Origin of the sequence: Tepidimonas sp. (assembly GCF_046292505.1) — a bacterium.
GTDB lineage: Bacteria > Pseudomonadota > Gammaproteobacteria > Burkholderiales > Burkholderiaceae_C > Tepidimonas.
In genome coordinates this window covers 229,465-244,203 of the sequence record NZ_JBKBQX010000001.1, presented here as the reverse complement: position 1 = coordinate 244,203, position 14,739 = coordinate 229,465, and the positions used below count along the sequence as shown (strand labels likewise).

The 14,739-nt window shown below is 69.1% G+C and carries 16 protein-coding genes; 13 read left to right on the top strand and 3 right to left on the bottom strand.

Annotated elements, in window-relative coordinates; translation table 11 throughout:
- Window position 1: 1 nt before the first annotated feature.
- The 9 genes from ACK4TH_RS01060 (at window position 2) to ACK4TH_RS01020 (ending at window position 7,205) form a co-directional block, all read left to right on the top strand.
- Entirely contained in the window at window positions 2-382 is a 381-nt protein-coding gene (locus tag ACK4TH_RS01060; protein WP_409621397.1) for a Na+/H+ antiporter subunit E, read from the top strand.
- Window positions 379-645 (top strand): monovalent cation/H+ antiporter complex subunit F, encoded by a 267-nt coding sequence (locus tag ACK4TH_RS01055; RefSeq protein WP_409621394.1) that lies wholly within the window; start codon window positions 379-381, stop codon window positions 643-645. Before ACK4TH_RS01060 ends, ACK4TH_RS01055 begins: the two co-directional genes overlap by 4 nt.
- Window positions 642-1,001: a cation:proton antiporter gene (locus ACK4TH_RS01050; protein WP_409621391.1), complete on the top strand. Its 360-nt coding sequence runs from the start codon at window positions 642-644 to the stop codon at window positions 999-1,001. The genes ACK4TH_RS01055 and ACK4TH_RS01050 overlap by 4 nt, the downstream gene beginning before the upstream one ends.
- A 114-nt stretch (window positions 1,002-1,115) precedes the next feature.
- Window positions 1,116-3,947 carry a monovalent cation/H+ antiporter subunit A gene (locus ACK4TH_RS01045; RefSeq protein WP_409621388.1) on the top strand — a complete coding sequence of 944 codons (2,832 nt, stop codon included), beginning with the start codon at window positions 1,116-1,118 and terminating at the stop codon, window positions 3,945-3,947.
- A 2-nt stretch (window positions 3,948-3,949) separates the two neighbouring features.
- Window positions 3,950-4,321: a Na+/H+ antiporter subunit C gene (locus ACK4TH_RS01040; RefSeq protein WP_409621654.1), complete on the top strand. Its 372-nt coding sequence runs from the start codon at window positions 3,950-3,952 to the stop codon at window positions 4,319-4,321.
- Complete coding sequence (locus ACK4TH_RS01035; protein ID WP_409621385.1) at window positions 4,321-5,991, top strand: monovalent cation/H+ antiporter subunit D; 1,671 nt, start codon at window positions 4,321-4,323, stop codon at window positions 5,989-5,991. Before ACK4TH_RS01040 ends, ACK4TH_RS01035 begins: the two co-directional genes overlap by 1 nt.
- On the top strand, window positions 5,988-6,566 hold the full coding sequence (locus ACK4TH_RS01030) for a Na+/H+ antiporter subunit E (RefSeq protein WP_409621382.1): 579 nt from the start codon (window positions 5,988-5,990) through the stop codon (window positions 6,564-6,566). The genes ACK4TH_RS01035 and ACK4TH_RS01030 overlap by 4 nt, the downstream gene beginning before the upstream one ends.
- A complete protein-coding gene (locus ACK4TH_RS01025) occupies window positions 6,563-6,844 on the top strand; it encodes a K+/H+ antiporter subunit F (protein WP_082955332.1) in 282 nt (93 codons plus the stop codon). Before ACK4TH_RS01030 ends, ACK4TH_RS01025 begins: the two co-directional genes overlap by 4 nt.
- Window positions 6,845-6,857: 13 nt before the next feature.
- A complete protein-coding gene (locus ACK4TH_RS01020; protein WP_409621379.1) occupies window positions 6,858-7,205 on the top strand; it encodes a Na+/H+ antiporter subunit G in 348 nt (115 codons plus the stop codon).
- A gap of 30 nt (window positions 7,206-7,235) precedes the next feature.
- On the opposite strand, the gene ACK4TH_RS01015 is transcribed toward ACK4TH_RS01020, so the two are convergent.
- The 3 genes from ACK4TH_RS01015 to earP form a co-directional block, all read right to left on the bottom strand.
- Window positions 7,236-8,165 carry a TIGR00730 family Rossman fold protein gene (locus ACK4TH_RS01015; RefSeq protein ID WP_409621376.1) on the bottom strand — a complete coding sequence of 310 codons (930 nt, stop codon included), beginning with the start codon at window positions 8,163-8,165 and terminating at the stop codon, window positions 7,236-7,238.
- A 99-nt stretch (window positions 8,166-8,264) separates the two neighbouring features.
- Complete coding sequence (gene efp / locus ACK4TH_RS01010) at window positions 8,265-8,819, bottom strand: elongation factor P (RefSeq protein ID WP_409621373.1); 555 nt, start codon at window positions 8,817-8,819, stop codon at window positions 8,265-8,267.
- A 37-nt stretch (window positions 8,820-8,856) separates the two neighbouring features.
- A complete protein-coding gene (earP, locus tag ACK4TH_RS01005; RefSeq protein ID WP_409621370.1) occupies window positions 8,857-10,047 on the bottom strand; it encodes an elongation factor P maturation arginine rhamnosyltransferase EarP in 1,191 nt (396 codons plus the stop codon).
- Here earP and uvrC point away from each other — a divergent pair.
- Genes uvrC through ACK4TH_RS00985 form a run of 4 tightly spaced genes read left to right on the top strand, consistent with a single transcriptional unit; the run spans window position 10,046 to window position 14,682 of the window.
- Window positions 10,046-12,052 (top strand): excinuclease ABC subunit UvrC, encoded by a 2,007-nt coding sequence (gene uvrC, locus ACK4TH_RS01000; protein WP_409621367.1) that lies wholly within the window; start codon window positions 10,046-10,048, stop codon window positions 12,050-12,052. The genes earP and uvrC overlap by 2 nt on opposite strands.
- A 19-nt stretch (window positions 12,053-12,071) precedes the next feature.
- On the top strand, window positions 12,072-12,638 hold the full coding sequence (gene pgsA / locus ACK4TH_RS00995) for a CDP-diacylglycerol--glycerol-3-phosphate 3-phosphatidyltransferase (RefSeq protein WP_409621363.1): 567 nt from the start codon (window positions 12,072-12,074) through the stop codon (window positions 12,636-12,638).
- Complete coding sequence (locus tag ACK4TH_RS00990) at window positions 12,635-13,528, top strand: DMT family transporter (protein ID WP_409621360.1); 894 nt, start codon at window positions 12,635-12,637, stop codon at window positions 13,526-13,528. The genes pgsA and ACK4TH_RS00990 overlap by 4 nt, the downstream gene beginning before the upstream one ends.
- Window positions 13,529-13,566: 38 nt before the next feature.
- Window positions 13,567-14,682: a tartrate dehydrogenase gene (locus ACK4TH_RS00985; protein WP_409621358.1), complete on the top strand. Its 1,116-nt coding sequence runs from the start codon at window positions 13,567-13,569 to the stop codon at window positions 14,680-14,682.
- Window positions 14,683-14,739 lie beyond the last annotated feature (57 nt).

Below are 14,739 nucleotides of genomic sequence, written 5' to 3'. Positions count from 1 at the left end.
CATGGGGCGCTGGGTGCGACGCGCATGGGCGGCTGCGGTGCTGGTCGTGCGGTTCTTGAAGGCGGTGGTGGTCTCCGGTGTGCAGACGGTGGCGGTGATCGCCCGCGCCAGTCTGGGCGACCGCCGGCCGCCGCCCGCGGCGTTCTTGCGGGTGCGCTTTGCGCCCATGAGCGCGCAGGGTGCGGCCTTGTTGGGCTGCATGGTGACGCTCACCCCCGGCACGACCACCATCGACATCGACTTGGAGCGCTGCGAGCTGCTGCTGCATGTGCTGGATGCGTCCGACACCGAGGCGGTCGTGCAGGGTATCCGCCGGGACTTCGAGCCCGGGCTGGTGGCACTGTTCGGCCCCACGATGAATACTGCGGGGAGAACGGCATGAGCCCGATGCTGTGGTGGATGATCGGGGCGGCATGGCTGGCGATTGCGCTGGCCACGTGGCGCATGCTGCGCGGGCCGCGCCATGCGGACCGGATCGTGGCGCTGGACATTTTCCTGGCGGCGGCGGTCGCTTTGTGCATGGCGGCGGCGCTGGCCACGGCGCGCACGGTATTTCTGGACGTGGCGATCGGGCTGGCGCTCGTCGGCTTCGTGGCCACGGTGGGTTGGGCCCGGGTCGTGGATCAGGGCGGGGAGGAGCGATGAGCGGGTTTGGGGCGTGGCTGCTGGGGGGCGGGGCGGCCTTGCTGGTGATCGCCGCCTGGGGCGTTGTCGCCTTGCCCGATGCCTTGTCGCGCCAGCACGCCGCGACCAAGGCGGGCACGCTGGCGGTGGCACTGGTGTGCGGGGGCGCGGCGCTCGCGGTGGCGGAGGCCTCGTGGACCTGGCGCCTGCTGCTGATCATCGGCTTTTTGCTGGCGACGCTGCCCGTCGCCTCCAACCTGCTGGCCCGCGCCGCGGTACGCGAAGCCGGGCAGGAGGCCGACGCCGCGCGCGCCCCGGTGGTCGGCGGTGATGCGGGGCTCGCGGCACCCGCGCCGCGGCCCCCCGGCCGCGACTGATCGCGACGCCGAAAAGGCGCCTGCGCGCTTCCCTACAATAGGTGGTTTTCGAACCGCCCCGCCCTGCGGCGGATCGGGCGCCGCGCGCGCCTGTCCCATGCCAAAACGATTGCCGTGCTGCTGTTGATCGTCTTACTGCCCTTGCTCGTGGGCACCACTTTGACAGGGTGGCTGGGCGGCCGCTCGCGCCGCTGGACGGCGATGGGCGCCGCGGCCGTAACCGCCTGCAGTCTGGCCTTGCTGGCCCTGCACGCGCCGGCCGTTTGGAGCGGTGCGGGGGTGTACGAGTTCCACCCCTGGGTGAATGACATCGGGCTGAACATCGGCTTGCGGCTCGATGGCCTGTCGTTCCTGTTCGCGGGCCTGATCACGGTCATCGGGCTGTTGATCATTCTGTACGCGAGCTACTACCTGGCTCCCGAGGATTCGGCGGCCAAGTTTTACGCGGTGATGATGCTCTTCATGGCCGCGATGCTGGGCGTGGTGCTGTCGGATAACCTGCTGCTGCTGGTCGTCTTTTGGGAGCTGACCAGTGTCTCGTCCTTTCTGTTGGTGGGGTACTGGAGCCACCGGCCCGAGGCACGCAGCGGCGCCCGCCAGGCCCTGGCCGTGACCGGTGGCGGCGGGCTGGCGATGCTGGCGGGTTTGGTGATGCTGGGCTGGATCGCCGGCACCTTCGAGCTGAGCGAAATGACCGGCCGCGCCGTCGAGATTCAGGCCGACCCGCTGTTCGTGCCGGCGCTGCTGTTGATCCTGCTCGGGGCGTTCACCAAGAGCGCGCAGTTTCCGTTCCATTTCTGGCTGCCCGATGCCATGGCCGCGCCGACGCCGGTGTCGGCTTACCTGCACTCGGCCACGATGGTCAAGGCTGGCGTGTTCCTGCTCATGCGCATGTATCCGGTGCTCGGCGGCTCGGGGTGGTTCGAGGGCATCGTCACCGCGGTGGGGTTGGCGACCTTGGTGTTTGCCGCCTTCATCGCGATCTTCAAGCACGATCTCAAGGGGTTGCTCGCCTACTCCACGGTCAGCCACCTGGGGCTGGTGACCTGTCTGGTCGGTCTGGGCTCGCCCCTGGCCGCCGTCGCCGCGGTGTTTCACGTCCTCAACCACGCCACGTTCAAGGCGTCGCTGTTCATGGTGGCCGGCATCGTGGACCACGAGACGCAGTCGCGCGACATGCGGCAGTTGGGCGGGCTGTGGGCGTTCATGCCCTGGACCGCGACACTGTCCCTGGTCGCGGCGGCCTCCATGGCCGGGGTGCCGCTGACCAACGGCTTTTTGTCCAAAGAGATGTTCTTTGCCGAAGCCGTGGCAGGCGCCGGTGCGGCGGGGGTGTGGCTGCCGGTGGCGGTGACGATCGCGGGCATCTGCAGCGTCGCGTATTCGCTGCGCTTCGTGCACGATACGTTCTTCAACGGTCCGCTGGGCGAGGTGCCCAACCGTCATCCCCACGAGCCGCCGCTGGGCATGAAGCTGCCGGTCATCCTGCTGGTGGTGGCCTGTCTGGCGGTCGGGGTGTTGCCGGCCGCGACCTTCGGGCCCCTGGTGCATGTGGCGGCGACGGCCATGGTCGGGCGCGAGTTGCCGGACTATCACCTCGCGATCTGGCATGGCGTCAATCTGCCGCTGCTCATGAGTGTCGTCGCGTTGGTGGGCGGCGGGCTGTTCTACGCCCGGCTGGCCCAGGGTAGGCGCCTGCACCGCATCCAGTCCGAAGCCTGGTTTGGGGCTCTGACGGGGCGGCGGATCTTCGAGTCCGCGGTCGATGCGATGTTCGCCCTGGCCGGGCGCGTGTCCGTGGCGCTGGAAAACGGTTCGTTGCAGCGCTACGTAGCGTGGATGTTGGGCGCGGCCATCGTCGTGGCCGCGGCCCCGCTGATGGGTGAACACATCGGCACCGGTGGACGCGAGCTGTTGCCGGCGAATCCGTTGGCCATCGTGGTCTGGCTGCTGCTGGCGGCCACCTGCGTGGCGCTGGTGATGACGCACCACCACCGCTTTCAGGCCGTGGTGCTCGTCGGGGTGGTGGGTCTGGTGACCTCGCTGGTGTTCGTGGGTTTGTCGGCGCCCGATCTGGCACTGACGCAGTTGTCGGTGGAGCTGGTCTCGACGGTACTGTTGCTGATGGGGTTGGCGCTGCTGCCCCAGCATTCCCCGCGTGAGTCGTCGAGCCATCGCCGGCTGCGCGACGCCGCGCTGGCGCTGGCCGGTGGGGCCGGGATCGCCTGGATCGCGTGGGTGATGCTGACGCGCGATCACGCCTCGATTGCGTGGTATTTCCTCGAGCAGTCGCTGCCCATGGGGGGAGGTGCCAACGTCGTGAACGTGATCCTGGTCGACTTCCGCGGTTACGACACCTTTGGCGAGATCACGGTGCTGGCGATTGCGGCGATCGGGGTGCTGGCGCTCATGGAGGGGATGCGCACCCACCGCCCGATCGTCGATGCGCAGGGGCGGCGCTGGACCTTCGCGCAGCATCCGCTGCTGTTGCGGGTGGCGGCGTCGGTCGTGCTGCCGGTGGCGATGGTCGTGGCGGTCTACATCTTCATGCGCGGCCACAACATGCCCGGTGGGGGCTTCATCGCCGGGTTGGTGACCGCCGTGGCCCTGGTGCTGCAATCCATGGTGATGGGCCAGGAGCGTGCCGAGGCGCTGTTGCGCACCGGGGGCGGGCGGCGGTTCGTGCGCTGGATCGGCTCGGGGCTGACCATCGCGGGGCTGACCGGTGCCGGGGCCTTTCTGTTCGGGCGCCCCTTCCTGACCAGTGCGCATGGTCATCCGCAGGTGCCCCTGCTCGGTGAGCTGCCGCTGGCCAGCGCCGCCCTGTTCGACCTGGGGGTGTATTCGACGGTGGTGGGCGCCACGCTGTTGACCATATCGGTGCTGGGGGCGGCCAGCGTGGAGGCGCCTTCGTCCACCCAGCCCCACGGAGGACATCACCCATGAGCATGGAGTTTCTCGTGGCCACGGGCATGGGGCTGGTGACCGCCTGTGGCATCTACCTGCTGCTGCGCGGGCGGACCTTCCCGGTGGTGCTTGGCCTGTCGCTGATCAGCTACGCGGTCAACGTGTTCATCTTCGTCATGGGGCGGCTGTGGATCGACGCGTACCCGATCCTCGTCGGCAACGAGCCCGTGGCGGATCCGCTGCCCCAGGCCCTGGTGCTGACAGCGATCGTGATCGGCTTTGCCACCACCGGCTTCATCGTGGAGCTGGCGTTGCGCAGCCACCACGAGGGGGGCAGCGACCATGTGGACGGGGCCGAGCCGGGCGGCAGCCGCGGGGCGGCGCCGGGTGCGCGTGACGGAGGGGCAGCGTGATGGGGGCGGCGTTGCTGGGTTTTTGGGGTCAGCACGCCCCGGTGCTGTCGGTGCTGGTGCCGTCCTTCACCGGGATGGCCCTGTTGTTGTTGGGCGATCACGCCGGGATGTCCGCCCAAGGGGGCGGGCACGAGGGCGGGCGGGTGGTCTGGCGGCGGCGCCTCAGCCTGGCGTCGGCGCTGCTGGGGCTGGCCCTGGCCATGGCGCTGGTGAACCGGGCCAGCGGGGGAGAGTTGACCGTCTACGAGCTGGGCGAGTGGCCAGCACCGTTTGGCATCGTGCTGGTGCTCGACCGCTTGTCGGCGCTGATGGTGCTGCTGACGTACCTGGTGGCGGTCCCGGTGCTGTGGTACGCCTGCGGGGGGTGGGACACGCGCGGCCGGCATTTCCATGCCATTTTCCATTTCCAGCTGATGGGGCTCAGTGGGGCGTTCCTCACGGGCGACCTGTTCAACCTGTTCGTCTTTTTCGAGGTGCTGCTGATCGCGTCTTATGTGCTGATGCTGCACGGCCTGGGGCGTGAGCGCTTGCGCATGGGGGTGCACTATGTGGTGCTCAACTTGACGGCATCGGCGCTGTTTCTGATCGGGTTGTCCATGTTCTACTCGGTCACTGGCACGCTCAACATGGCCGATGCCGCCTTGCACGTGGCGCGGCTGGATGGTGCGTCGCTGCGGCTGGCGCAGTCCGCCGCGCTGATCCTGCTGGTGGTGTTCGGCCTGAAGGCGGCGCTCGTGCCGCTGTACTTTTGGCTGCCGGGGACCTATGCCGCAGCCAGCGCCCCCGTGGCGGCGCTGTTCGCCATCATGACCAAGGTGGGCGTCTACAGCATCGTGCGCGTCCATTGGGTGATTTTTGGGGTGGATGCGGGCGCCGCGTCGCTGACGGTACAGCCCTGGCTGCTGCCCGTGGCGCTGTTGACGAGTGTCCTGGGGGTGTTGGGCGCGCTGGCGGCCCACACCCTGGGGCGGCTGGTCGCGTATCTGACCGTGTCCTCGGTGGGCACGATCGTTGCGGGGGTGGCCCTGTTCACGCCAGAGACCTTGTCTGCGGCGATGTACTACCTGCTGCACAGCACCGTCGTGATCGCGGGACTGTTTTTGTTCGTGGAACTGGCCGCGGCGCAGCGCGGGGCCATGCACGACCGGCTGCAGCCCGCTCCCGCGGTGCGCGAGCCCGTGCTGCTCGGCGTCATGATGCTGTTCGGCGCGGCGTCGGCGGCGGGCTTGCCACCGCTGCCTGGGTTTTTGGGCAAAGTGATGCTGTTGCAAAGCACGGCGGGACTGCCCGCGCAGCCTTGGGTGTGGAGCGTGCTGATCGGGGTGGGCTTTTTGACGCTGTTGGGGCTGGCCCGCGCCGGTGTCGTCATGTTCTGGCATGTGCAGCCCGCCGCAGCGCCGCAGGCGTCGGGCACCAGCGCCCGCTTGCTGGCTGCCCCATGGGCCTTCATGGCCGTGACCGTGGCCATGGCCGTCTGGGCCGCGCCCATCAAGGACTACACCGACGCCTTGGCCCAGCAATTGACCGACAAGGCCCGCTATGCCAGCGCCGTTCTGGCCCGCCAGGGCGGCGTGGGCGTGCCCACCACGCGGCCCTATGACGGCCGCCGCCCGGCCGCGCCCAGCAGCCCCACGGCAACGTCGATCGATGCACAGGAGAGCCGGCCATGAGCACCCTCCCCCGTGAGCCGACCCGCCCCGGCACGCCGCCCACCGGCTGGCGGGTGCTGTTTCCGCATCCGGTGCTGTCGCTGCAGCTCGGCGTGACCTGGCTGATGCTGTCCCACAGCCTGGCGCTGGTGCACCTGCTGTCGGCGCTGGCGCTGGCCTGGGGCGTGCCGCGCCTGCTCGCCCCCTTTCTGGGCGATGCGAGTCGCCTGCACTGGCCGACGGTGGTGCGCCTGCTGCTGGTGGTGTTGTGGGACATCGTGGTGTCCAATGTCACGGTGGCTCGCCTCACGCTCGGGTCGATGCAGCGGCCGCGTCCCGCGTGGTTGCGCGTGCCGTTGGCCACCGACCATCCGCGCGTCAATGCGCTGTTCGCCAGCATCATCACCACCACACCGGGGACCGTGTCCATGACCATCGACGAAAGGCGGCGCGAAATCCTGGTCCACGCCCTCAATTGCGACGATCCGCAAGCGATGGTGGCCGACATGAAGGCCCGCTACGAAGCTCCGCTGATGCGGATTTTTCAGGTCGATCTCAACAGCCCGCACGGTGTGCGCACGGGAGGGCAGGCATGAGCAGTCCATTGCTCCTGTGGGCGCTCAACATCGGCATCGTCGTCGTGGCGCTGTCGGTGCTGTTGTGCAGTTGGCGCCTGCTGCGGGGGCCCGAGCTGCCCGACCGCATCCTGGCGCTCGACACCCTCTACATGGGGATGGTCGCCCTCATCATCCTGCTCGACATTCGTTTCGACACCGAGCTGCTGTTCGAGGCGGCGCTGATCGTGGCCATGCTGGGGTTCGTCTCGACCGTCGCGCTGGCCCGCTATGTCACCCGCGGTGACGTGATCGAGTGAGAAGGGGCCGAACGTGAGCGTCGTACTGGAAAACCTGGCCGCGGTGTTGATCCTGGTCGCGTCGTTTTTTCTGCTCGTCGGGGCGATCGGGCTGATCCGCTTCCCCGACTTCTACATGCGGCTGCACGCCCCCACTAAGGCCTCCACACTGGGCGTGGGCGGAGTGCTGATCGCGTCCATGCTGGTCACACTGGCGCATGGCCGACCCGGCATCGCGGAACTGCTGATCACGCTGTTTGTCTTCGTGACGGCGCCGGTGTCCGCCAACCTGATGGCGCAAGCGGCGCTGCACATGCGCTTGGCGTCCAGAGCGCTCGTCCCGCGCGACGCCGTGCCGGAGCGCCGCGCGGCGGACCGCTGACGCGGGCTCGTTTCGCTGAAGCCGTCCCGCTCAAGTGCCGAGGGGGCCGTCCACCGGGCAGGCCTCGGGTAGGCCGTAGAAGTGGCGAATGCCTTCCCAGGCCGCCTCGGGCGTGTCCACATAGGTGAACAGATCCAGGTCTTCGGGCGAGATGACGCCCTCGTCGACCATGGCGTCGAAGTCGATCAGGCGCTTCCAGTACGCGCTGCCGTACAGGAACACCGGCACCGGCTTGGCCTTGCGGGTCTGCACCAGGGTCAGCACCTCGAACAGCTCGTCCAGCGTGCCGAAGCCGCCGGGGAAGGCCACCAGCGCCTTCGCGCGCATCAGAAAGTGCATCTTGCGCAGCGCAAAGTAGTGGAACTTGAAGCACAGCTCGCGGCTGATGTAGGGGTTGGGGGCCTGTTCGTGCGGCAGCAGGATGTTGAGCCCGACGCTGGGCGCGCCGAGGTCGTGCGCGCCGCGGTTGGCCGCTTCCATGATGCCGGGCCCCCCGCCCGTGACGATGTAGAGCTGATCCGCCTTGGGGCAGGATTGGCTGTAGGCCGCCACCAGTTGGGCAAAGCGCCGCGCCTCGTCGTAGAAGCGGGCGTTGCGGCGCAGCGCCTCGGCACGGCGGATCGCTTCCGATTCGCCACTGGCCTGTGCCCGGTGCCACGCGGCATCGGCCTCGGCGGGTTCGCGAAAGCGCGCGCTGCCAAATACGACGATGGTGTTTTCGATGCCGGCGTCGGCCTGTGCCAGATCGGGCTTGAGCAACTCGAGCTGGAAGCGGATGCCGCGTGTCTCGCGCCGCAGCAGGAACTCCGGGTCGGCGAATGCCAGCCGGTAGGCGTCGGGCGGCGGGCGGGTGCCGTCTTCGGACAGCAGGTGCATCTCGACGATGGCATCGGCCAGCCGGCGAGCTTGCAAGTCGTGGACGTGGTCCGGATGCGTGGGGGCGGTGGCGTCGTCGTGCATGATTGCGGGAGCTCCAGGCGTGAAAAAGGCCCCGGGTGGGGCCTGTTGGATTCCAGGGGCGGCGGCAAATTCCGACACCCGGTCTCGGCGTGTCAGGAATCAGACGCGCTTGCGGTATTCACCGGTGCGCGTGTCGATCTCGATCTTGTCGCCTTGCTCGACGAAGATCGGCACCATGACCTCGAAGCCGGTGGCGATCTTGGCGGGCTTGAGCACCTTACCCGAGGTGTCGCCCTTGACGGCCGGCTCGGTCCAGGTGACTTCGCGCACCAGCGACGTCGGCAGTTCCACCGAGATGGCCTTGCCCTCGTAGAACACCACCTCGGCGGCCATGCCGTCTTCGAGGTAGTTGAGCGCGTCGCCCATGTTGTCGGCTTCGACCTCGTACTGGTTGTACTCGCTGTCCATCCAGACGTACATCGGGTCGGCAAAGTAGGAGTAGGTGCACTCCTTCTTGTCGAGGATGATGTTGTCGATCTTGTCGTCGGCCTTGAAGACGACCTCGGTGGCGCTGTTGTTCAGCAGCGCTTTGAGCTTCATGCGCACGGTGGCGGCGCCGCGGCCGCCGCGCTGGTATTCGGTCTTGAGGACGATCATCGGGTCCTTGCCCTGCATGATCACGTTGCCGGCGCGGATTTCTTGGGCGAGTTTCATGGTACCTCTGGCGGGGGAATGATTCGACTGATAAACCTCACATTGTACCGCGGCGGCCGTGCACGAAGGCCAGCAGCCGCGTCAACAGATCGTCCTGCCTGCACAAACGGTCGCGGGCGGCGCGGGCGGCGGCCTGCCACTGGGCGAGGCGCTCGGTTGTCAGCGCGGGCGGGGTGATTCCCGGGGCGCCATTCCACACCCTCAGCCAAGCCTGCCAGTCCGCCGGGGCGTCCAGCCAGGCCAGAAACGCCTCCAGCTTGTCGTGGTGGGCGCCATCGTCCTGCGGATAGAGCTGCCACAGGAAAGCCCGTCCGGCCCACAGGGCGCGCACCAGAGAGTCCTCCCCGCGCACCAGGTTGAGGTCGCACGCCCACAGACGCTCGTCGAAGGCGGGCTGCGGCACGCCGTCGAGCACGCGTACGGCAGCGCCGCTCGGCAAGGGGGGCGCCAGTGCGGCCCAGGCCGCGGCGCTGCGGCCGGCTGCGACCAGCCATTGCGCGGTCGCCAGAGCCGGTTGGGCGATCAGCCAGGGCAAGGCGCTCGGCTCGTAGCAAAACAGGCTGACCCAGGGGCCGTCGTGAGGCCCAAGGGCCGCACGCCAGCTCTGGGCGTCGAAGTGGGCCTGGCGTTGCGCCAAGTCCGCCTCGCGCAGCAGTCCGCCGGTGTCGGACGCGAAGCCCGGGAAGAAAAACCACTTGCTGCGTCCCGCCAACGGACCACTGAGCACGGGCGAGGGCAGGCCGTGGCTGCGCGCGACCCACGGTTCCGCGCTGAGGTACTCCAGATTCAGCCAGACGGTGGGCCGACCGTCGCAGCCGGTGGGCGGCAGCAGCGCCGCTACCCAGGCATCGGGCACATGGCAGCCAAAGGCCTCCACCAGCACGTCTGCGGGGGACAAGGCCGGGGGCGGGGGGTCGCCCTGGTCGCGGGGCCACGGGTGGACGTGCACGCCGGGCACGCGCCCCGCGCGGGCGCCGGGGGCCATCCAGTCCAGCGCATCGGCCTCGTCGATCCACAGCCGCACCCGCTGGCCCGCCGTGGCGAGTTGCTGACACAGTCGCCAGCAGACGCCCACATCGCCCCAGTTGTCGATGACATGGCAAAACACGTCCCAGGTCAGCGCGGGGGTTGCCGCATCCGGCGAACGCGCAGCGACGGGCGCGGTACAGTGCACGCTGTCGTGGCCCCTGGTGGCCGACGCGGTGGAGTGCAAGACGGGATCGGACATGTCAGCTGTGCATTCGGACGAGTTGTTGCGCGCGGTAGCGGCCTTGCCGTCGCTGCCGGGCGTGTACCGGTATTTCGACGAGGCCGGCACGCTGCTCTATGTGGGCAAGGCGCGCGATCTGAAAAAGCGCGTCAGCAGCTACTTTCAGAAAACCCACGACGGCACGCGCATCGGCCACATGGTGGGCAAGATCGCACGGCTGGAGACCACGGTGGTGCGCTCCGAAGCGGAAGCGCTGCTGCTGGAAAACAACCTGATCAAGACCCAACAGCCGCGCTACAACATTCTGTTTCGCGACGACAAGAGCTATCCCTATCTGCGCCTGAGCGCGAGCACCTGGGTGCCCGATGCCCCCCAGGCAGGGCGAACGCCCGGCGTTGCCAACCCCGACCATTATCCGCGCATGTCGTACTACCGTGGGGCGGTGGATCGGCGCCACCAGTACTTTGGTCCTTATCCCAGCGCCTGGGCGGTGAAGGAGACGATCCAACTCTTGCAAAAGGTGTTTCGCCTGCGCACCTGCGAGGACACGGTGTTTGCGCACCGGACCCGGCCGTGCCTGCTCTACCAGATCAAGCGCTGCAGCGGCCCGTGCGTGGGCCTGGTGTCGCCTGCGGATTACGCGGCCGATGTGCGGGCAGCCAGCGCCTTCCTGAACGGCGAGAGCCAAGCCGTGCTGGCGGAACTGGAGGCGCGCATGTTTGCCCACGCGGAGCGGCTGGCGTTCGAGCAGGCGGCCGAGGTGCGCAACCAGATCGCGGCCCTGTCGCGCGTGCTGCACCAGCAGAGCATGGAAAGTCTGGACGACCAGGACGTGGATATTCTGGCCGTGCGGGTGCAGGGGGGGCGGGCGTGCGTCAACCTGGCGATGGTGCGCGGCGGGCGCCACCTGGGGGACCGGCCCGCCTTCCCGGCGCATGTGGAGGACGGCGCGGCGTTGGCCGATCCGGACCAGCCGGGCACGGTGGAGCAGCGCGTGCTGGAAGCTTTTCTGGCCCAGCACTACACCCAGGTGCCGCCGCCGCCCGTGCTCGTGCTGGGGGCGCCGGTGGACGAGGCGTTGCTGGCGGCTCTGTCCGAGCAGACCGGGGTGCGGTTGCGGCCCGTGTTCCATCCGCGCGAGCAACGCCGGCTGTGGCTGGAGATGGCGCAGAAAAACGCCGATCTGCAACTGGCGCGCCTGCTTGCGGAAGAGGGATCGCAGCAGGCGCGCACCCGTGCCCTGGCCGAGGCGCTGGGCCTGCCCGCCGAGACGCCCGAGGCCTTGGGCGCGTTGCGCATCGAGTGCTTCGACATCTCGCACACCGCGGGCGAGGCGACCATGGCGTCGTGCGTGGTGTTCGAAGGCCACCAGATGCAGCCCTCGCAATACCGGCGCTATGCCATCGAGGGCATCACGCCGGGCGACGACTATGCCGCCATGCGCCAAGTGCTGCTGCGCCGCTACGGCAAGCTGGCGGCCGCGCTGGCGGACACCGGTGGCGACGCGGGGGTGGCCGCCGCGGGGGCGGATGCGCAGCAAGCGGCCCGCCCCCGCGGCGAGGCCCAGGCCCGTTTGCCCGACGTGGTGCTCATCGATGGCGGTGTGGGCCAGGTCAACGTCGCGCGCGAGGTGTTTGGTGCCCTGGGCCTGGATGTGGGGCGCCTGGTCGGGGTGGAAAAGGGCGAGGGCCGCAAGGTCGGGCTGGAGGAACTGGTGTTTGCTGACGGGCGGGAAAAGATCTACCTGGGTGCCGACTCCGCGGCGCTGATGCTGGTGGCGCAGATCCGCGACGAGGCGCACCGCTTTGCGATCACCGGCATGCGGGCGCGCCGCGCCAAGGCCCGCACCGGCGGCAGCCGGCTGGAGGACATCCCCGGCGTCGGCCCCAAGAAGCGCGCCCGCCTGCTGGCGCGGTTTGGCGGGGTGCGGGGGGTTGCCGCGGCCAGCGTGGAGGATTTGGCTGCGGTCGATGGGATTTCCGCCGAACTGGCCGAGACGATCTACCGGGCCCTGCACGGATAAGGCCGCATAATCGTAGGCCATGTTTTTCAACTTGCCGACGCTGCTGACCTGGGCCCGCATCGCCGCGATCCCGCTGATCGTCGCGGTTTTTCATTGGCCCGGGTTGGCGCTGCCGGCGCAAAACGCACTGGCCACCGTGCTGTTCGTGGTGTTTGCGCTGACCGACTGGGCCGACGGCTATCTGGCGCGACGGCTCAACCAGACGTCGGCCTTCGGCGCTTTTTTGGACCCGGTGGCGGACAAGTTTTTGGTCTGCGCCTGCGTGCTGGAGCTGGTCAGTCTGGATCGCGTCCATGTGTTCGTTGCGCTCATCATCATCGGGCGCGAGATCGCCATCTCGGCCCTGCGGGAATGGATGGCCACCATCGGCGCGGTGCGCAGTGTGGCCGTCCATATGGTGGGCAAAGCCAAGACAGCCACGCAAATGGTGGCGATCCCGTTCCTGCTCTACGACGGGGTGGTGATTGGCATCGACACGCGCTGGTGGGGCACCGGGCTGATTTGGGCCGCTGCGGTACTGACGGTGTGGTCCATGGTGTATTACTTGAACAAGGCCGTCCCCGAGATTCGCGCCCGCGCCCGATGACCGCCGCCGACGACTCCGCCTGGATCCGCGCCATGCCCGCGGTGTTCGTGCTGATCTGGAGCACGGGCTTCATCGTCGCGCGCTTCGGCATGCCGCACGCGCCGCCGATGACCTTCCTCGCCTGGCGCTACGCGCTGTCGATCGCCTGCTTCGGCGTGTGGATCCTGCTTGCCCGCGTGGCGTGGCCGCGCACGCCGGCGCAGTGGGGGCACCTGGCGGTCACCGGTGTCCTGATGCACGCCGGCTACTTGGGCGGCGTGTGGGCGGCCGTCAAGGCCGGCATGGGGGCGGGGTTGTCGGCGCTGATCGTCGGCCTTCAGCCGGTGTTGACGGCGGTGTGGCTGTCCGCCACCGGCGGGCGCGTCACGGCGCGCCAGTGGTTGGGGCTGACGCTGGGCTTGGCGGGGCTGGTGCTGGTGGTTTGGCACAAGTTTGGCCACGGCGGCCCGGGCGACAGCGCCACGCCGGTGAATTTGGCCTTGGCGGTGACGGCACTGCTGTCGATCACCACCGGCACGCTGTACCAGAAGCGCTTTCTGGCGCCGTGCGACGTGCGCACCGCCAACACCGTGCAACTGGCCGCGGCGCTCGCGGTGACGCTGCCGCTGGCGTGGCTCGAGCGCGAGCCGATGCGCTGGAACCTGGAGTCCGCCGGCGCGATGGCGTGGTCGGTGCTGGGCCTGACGCTGGGCGGCAGCTCGCTGCTGTACCTGCTGATCCAGCGCGGCGCGGCCGCGTCGGTGGCCAGCCTGATGTACCTGGTGCCGCCGTGCACCGCGCTGCTCGCCTGGGTGCTGTTCGGCGAGCCGATCACCGCCATGACGCTGACCGGCACGGCGCTGACCGCCCTGGGCGTGGCGCTGGTGGTGCGCGGCGGCCCGCCGCGCTGACCCGGCGCGCCGGGAACGCTGACCAAGGAGACCGCTTGATGACCGTCTCATCCACCCCCGCCCCGGTGCACCGCATCGCCGTCATCCCCGGCGACGGCATCGGCACCGAGGTCATGCCCGAAGGCCTGCGCGTGCTGCAGGCCGCGGCCAGCCGCTTCGGCCTCGAGCTGCGCTTCGAGACCTTCGACTTCGCCTGCTGGCCGTACTACGAGCGCCACGGCGCCATGCTGCCGCCCGACTGGCAGGACATCCTCGGCGGGTTCGATGCGATCTACTTCGGCGCGGTGGGCTGGCCCGAGAAGATCCCGGACCACGTCTCGCTGTGGGGCTCGCTGCTGCAGTTTCGCCGCGCGTTCGACCAGTACGTCAACCTGCGCCCGGCGCGGCTGATGCCGGGGGTGCGCTCCCCGCTGGTGCGCGCCGACGGCACGCCGTACGCGCCGGGCGAGATCGACATGCTGATCGTGCGCGAGAACACCGAGGGCGAGTACTCCAGCATCGGTGGGCGCATGTTCGAGGGCAGCGAGCGCGAGCTGGTGGTGCAGGAGACGGTGATGACGCGCCACGGCGTGGACCGCGTGCTGCGCTTTGCGTTCGAGCAAGCGCGCCGCCGCCGCGGCCGCCTGACCAGCGCCACCAAGTCCAACGGCATCGCGATCACGATGCCGTACTGGGACGAGCGCGTGCGGGCGATGGCGGCGGCCTTCCCGGACGTGGCGGTGGACCAGTACCACATCGACATCCTGACCGCGCACTTCGTGCAGCGGCCGGATCGTTTCGACGTCGTGGTGGCCAGCAACCTGTTCGGCGACATCCTCAGCGACCTGGCGCCGGCCTGCACCGGCACGATCGGCATCGCGCCGTCGGCCAACCTCAACCCCGAGCGGCGCTTTCCGTCGCTGTTCGAGCCGGTGCACGGCTCGGCGCCGGACATCGCCGGCCGCGGCATCGCCAATCCGATCGGGCAGATCTGGTCCGGCGCGCTGCTGCTGGACTTCCTCGGCCACCGCGACGCGCACGATGCCATCGTGCGCGCGATCGAGGCGGTGTTGGCTGCCGGTGGCGACGCGCCGCGCACGCCGGATCTGGGCGGGCGTGCCGGCACCGCCGACGTCGGCCGCGCGGTCGCCGAGGCGCTGCGCGCGGGGGCGTGAGGCGTGCGTTGGCGTGGGTAGAATACGCCCCTTTTTCGCGCCGGTGGGCGGTCGCGT